5 protein-coding genes are annotated in these 3711 nt (G+C 62.8%); all 5 read right to left on the bottom strand.

Annotated features, from left to right (window positions below):
• Positions 1–833: bifunctional methylenetetrahydrofolate dehydrogenase/methenyltetrahydrofolate cyclohydrolase FolD (gene folD, locus VD811_09180; protein HXV21140.1), on the bottom strand; the 833-nt coding region annotated here is incomplete at its 3' end.
• 106 nt (positions 834–939) lie between these two features.
• The gene (locus VD811_09175) at positions 940–2043 is read right to left on the bottom strand and encodes an aminopeptidase (protein HXV21139.1); all 1104 of its coding nucleotides are present in this window, start codon (positions 2041–2043) and stop codon (positions 940–942) included.
• A 132-nt stretch (positions 2044–2175) separates the two neighbouring features.
• Complete coding sequence (locus VD811_09170) at positions 2176–2439, bottom strand: zinc ribbon domain-containing protein (protein ID HXV21138.1); 264 nt, start codon at positions 2437–2439, stop codon at positions 2176–2178.
• 111 nt (positions 2440–2550) lie between these two features.
• Complete coding sequence (locus VD811_09165; protein ID HXV21137.1) at positions 2551–3306, bottom strand: 4Fe-4S binding protein; 756 nt, start codon at positions 3304–3306, stop codon at positions 2551–2553.
• A 152-nt stretch (positions 3307–3458) separates the two neighbouring features.
• The coding region (locus VD811_09160) for a hydrogenase (protein HXV21136.1) at positions 3459–3711 on the bottom strand (253 nt) is incomplete at its 5' end.

The raw sequence follows: 3711 nt of genomic DNA, 5'->3' as shown, positions 1-3711 counted from the left end.
TTGGCGCTCTCCACCGTGTTGAACAGCAGCATGGTGATGGTCATCGGGCCGACCCCGCCGGGGACGGGGGTGATGGCGCCGGCTCTTTCCTTCGCCGCCTCGAATTCCACATCCCCGACCAGCTTTTTCTCGCCGACCCGGTTCACGCCGACATCGATCACTACCGCTCCTGGCTTTATCCATTCCCCCTTGATCATCTCGGGGCGGCCGACAGCGGCAATCAGTACATCGGCCCGCCCTACCTGCTCGGCAAGGTTGCGGGTGCGAGAATGGCAAATAGTGACTGTAGCGTTTTGGGCCAGACACATCAGCGCCACCGGTTTGCCGACGTTGTTGGAGCGCCCGACCACCACGACCTCCTTGCCGGCAAGGTCGACGCCGGTCTGCTCGAGCATCTTCATCACGCCGTAGGGAGTGCAGGGCTGGAACAGGGGATTGCCGGTCACCAGACGGCCGACGTTATAGGGATGAAAGCCGTCGGCATCCTTGGCCGGGGAAATCGACTCGAGCACCTTGCTCTCGTCGATATGTTTCGGCAGCGGCAGCTGCACCAGGATGCCGTCGATGCGCACGTTGCGATTGAGCTCGTCGATCAGCGCCAGGAGTTGGGCCTCGCTCGTCTCGGCCGGCAGCTTGTGCTCGTCGGAGTAGATGCCTGCCTCGGAGCAGGCCTTCTCCTTCATCGAAACGTAGACCCGGCTGGCCGGGTCGTCACCTACCAGCACCACTGCCAGTCCAGGCGTGACGCTGACAGCTTTGAGCTGCGCCACTTCTGCAGCGATATCCTGCCGCATCCGGGCAGCGATGGCCTTGCCGTCGATGATCTTTTCCACCTTGCAGCACCTCCCAGAAAGAAAATTGAACTATACGAAACGGCTCTGCGATTGTAAAGGAGAAGAAACGGTATTCGGGGGAGAAAAACAGCGCCAGGAACGCGGACTAACTACCGGGCGAGGCGTCCCAGAGGCGAACGATGTCGATTCCGGGACCTGGCCTGACCTCTGCGGCCAGCTCACGCATGCGGCCATGCCGCCCCTCGGCCGGAAGCTCGCCGATTGCAGTCACCGCCCGGTAAAAGGCGGCCAGGTCCCCGCCTTCCCTTTGCAGCAGGACCTGGAAAGCCGGAAGCTGCCTGCGGTAGGTGCCGACCGAGGCGATGCGGGCATTGTTGAGAGGCGTCGCAAACCACCGGTCGTAACCGGTATGCCCGCCCCAGCTCGCCTTCAAGCGAAGATAAGTCAGTCCCATCTCGTGAAATATCCGCTCCTTGCCGGCACGCTTTTCCCCCGCATCGCTCATCTCGGCGTAGAGCGCTTCGAGCCGGGAGCGGGCCTCCTGCAGCAGGCCAACGAACTGTTCGTCCCGGCGCAGGCTCTCCTGCCAGCCGGCCAGTTCATCCGGCCGTCCCGCGTGGCGCAGCCAGCGGGTGACCCCTTCCTGCGCCACCGCTTCGGCAAAAGCCTCGTTGAAAGCGGAATCGCCCTTGATATAGACCTTCTGGTGGGCGAGCTCGTGGAAAATCAGGGCGGCAAGATGGGCCTCCGGCTTGTTGATGAACGTATTGAGCACCGGGTCATCGAACCAGCCAAGGGTCGAATAGGCATCCACCCCGTAAAGATGAACATCTTCCCCCTGCGCCCGCAGATTCTCGGCCAGAGATTGAGCCGCGTCCCGGGAATAGTAGCCGCGATACGTAACGCAGCCGGCCACGGGGAAACACCACTGTCTGGGGCGCAGGGAAAACTCCGGGGTGGCTACCACATTCCAGACCACCTCGGGCCGCTTGAGATCGGCATAGCAGCGGTAGCTGTCGTTGTCGGGCAGGAGCAGTTCGCGGCTGGCAAAATCGCGGATGCGCAGGACCAGCGCCAATTTCTCCTTCAGCTCGGGAGCGGTTGCAGGATCGGCGAGTACCTTGTCGATCGGCTGCCGCTTTGCCAGAATGCCAACATGCCCCTGGACGCACTGGGCGTAGTAGCCCAGTTCGTTGCTGCAGGAGGACAAGATCAGGATGGCAGCCCCTGCCAACAGCAAGACTCCCATCCGCCGGTAAATCCTCATATCCGTCCCTCGAAATGACCGCGATCGGCTGCCGATGATTCTGATTGTAACGCAAAGGGGGAGAGTGTGGCGAGAGCAAACAAAAACCCCGGCTGGCGGGCCGGGGTTTCGGGTTTACTCGTTGACAGCCGCCTTCGGGCAGCCAGCGCAACCGCCTCCGCCTGCGGCACCGGCGGCGCAGGCCGCAGGTTTGGCCGGCCCGCCGGCGTAGCCCTGCTGGTACCAGCCGCTCCCCTTGAGGGCAAAGGAGGTCTGGGAGATGAGTTTCTGCACCGGACCGCCGCAAAAACGGCATTCGGTCAGTGGCGCATCGGAAAACTTCTGTCTGGCCTCGAAGACCTGGGAACACTGTTCACACTGATATTCGTACATCGGCATGGAATAACCTCCGCAGCTGTAAATGAATTCAGGCGTTAATTTAGTGGTTTGAGGGAATTTTGTCAAGGGGGCGAGGATTAATATGCCGCAATTTTCCCATGCTCCCCCGCCTCACAACCGTCCCAGCAGCCGCAGCAGGCCGTCGAGGGCGGTGTAGGGATGCGGCGGGCAACCGGGGATGTAGAGATCGACCGGGAGCAGTCCGCCGACTCCGTCGTTTGCCTCGGGGCTGCCGCGGAACGGGCCGCCGCCGATGGCGCAGGCACCGGAGGCGATCACCAGCTTGGGGGCGGGAACGGCGGCGTAGGTGTCGAGCAGGGCGGATTTCATGTTCGCGGTCACCGGCCCGGTGATCAGGATGCCGTCGGCATGGCGCGGCGAGGCGACGAACTGGATGCCGAAGCGGCCGAGATCGAAGACCAGGGTGCCGAGGACGTTGAGGTCGGCTTCGCAGGCGTTGCAGCCGCCGGCCGAGACCTGGCGCAGTTTGAGGGAGCGGCCGAAGAGGCGCTGCATCTCCCGGTCGAGGGCGGTAGCGAGCTGAAAACCCTGCTCGTCGGTCAGCAGCCCGTCGCGGGTGCGCGAGGCGAGGCGATAATCGCGGGTGAAAGAGAGGGCGCCGTGCGGACAGGCGACAGCACACTCGGCGCAGAAGAGGCAGAGTCCCATGTCGAGCCGGACCTTGCCGTCCGCCGCCAGCAGAGCACCGTAGGGGCAGGCCGCCGCGCATTGCCGGCACCCCTGCGGGCACCTGCCGGAATCGATCTGCGGCCGGCCGCGGAAGCGCTCGGGAAGGGTCGGCTCTTCCTTGGGAAATTTGCCGGTGCGATGTCCCTGACGCCAGCGTTCACGGATGATTTTCAGCATGTATACCTCGATTCAGGCACGAGGCAAAAGGCACGAGGCAAAAGGAAAGTCTTTCGAATTCACTCTTGTCTCTTACCTATTGCCTATTGTCTATTGCTTGTAGCCTGTAGCCTCGTTCCTAGTACTTTTTGCCTTTTGCCTCGTGCCTGCCGTTAAAGATCAAACCCGCAGTACGACAGGTTGAAGCTCTTGTTGCAGAGCGGAAAGTCGGAGATCTGCTCGCCACGCAACGCCATCGCCAGGCCGCTCCAGTTGCGGAAGGAGGGATCGACGATCTTGTAGCGGGAAAGCTTCCCCTGCGCATCGGTCAGGGCGACGTGCACCACCTCGCCGCGCCACCCTTCGACCAGGGCCACAGTCAGGCTCTCCGGCGCCAGCGCCGGCAACTCCCGGCGCAGTTCCCCC

It is taken from the genome of Desulfuromonadales bacterium (assembly GCA_035620395.1).
Taxonomy (GTDB): Bacteria; Desulfobacterota; Desulfuromonadia; order Desulfuromonadales; family DASPGW01; genus DASPGW01.
This window is presented reverse-complemented; position numbering and strand designations above follow the sequence as displayed.

Coding starts and splice junctions, on each gene's coding strand:
- VD811_09175 (HXV21139.1), bottom strand. CDS start 2,043: ATGGGAGTCTTGCTGTTGGCAGGGGCTGCCATCCTGATCTTGTCCTCC.
- VD811_09170 (HXV21138.1), bottom strand. CDS start 2,439: ATGCCGATGTACGAATATCAGTGTGAACAGTGTTCCCAGGTCTTCGAG.
- VD811_09165 (HXV21137.1), bottom strand. CDS start 3,306: ATGCTGAAAATCATCCGTGAACGCTGGCGTCAGGGACATCGCACCGGC.